We start from the raw sequence: 521 nt of genomic DNA, 5'->3' as shown, positions 1-521 counted from the left end.
GCAGACAAGTTCTCCAATCAGTCGGCAGAAGATCGTGTTCGGATCACCAATTTGTGGCTCTTCACTCAAGGCTATCTGAACATGGATTTTAGCTTAGCGCACGATCACGCGGAGCAGACACAAAACACATTACAGCACGAACTTGTGATTAAACGTATTGATGTTGACGCGTTCAGAACAGAGCTAATGCAAAGCTTCTATTTAGGTAAAGAGGCAAACCCAACAGCATCAAATGGCTTTTTCGGCTGGTTGAAGCGACTCTTTTCCTCATAAAATACATGGTTTTATCAATCCGAAACAACTGATAGACTGCGTCTCCAATGCAACAAGCATCATGTTTGCATTGTTAAGGACATTCATCCACTGAGCATCAAGGGATCATTATGAAGTTTATCCGTTGGATTTTAGGCAAAGTCATTTTATTGCTGAACGCTGTCTTTTCTCCTCGTGGCATCAAACGCACTAACGAAGCGCAGAACAACGTCGATGACAAAGCAAAGCAATACGCGTTATATCAGTTT

The 521-nt window shown here is 42.4% G+C and carries 2 pseudogenes; both read left to right on the top strand.

Going from position 1 to position 521, the window contains the following annotated elements:
• Positions 1-273: pseudogene (locus tag R8O10_RS27420) on the top strand (hypothetical protein); the annotation flags it as partial.
• A gap of 110 nt (positions 274-383) precedes the next feature.
• A pseudogene (locus R8O10_RS27415) lies at positions 384-521 on the top strand (glutaredoxin); the annotation flags it as partial.

The organism is Vibrio sp. 1727 (genome assembly GCF_033344415.1).
GTDB lineage: Bacteria > Pseudomonadota > Gammaproteobacteria > Enterobacterales > Vibrionaceae > Vibrio > Vibrio alginolyticus.
This window is presented reverse-complemented; position numbering and strand designations above follow the sequence as displayed.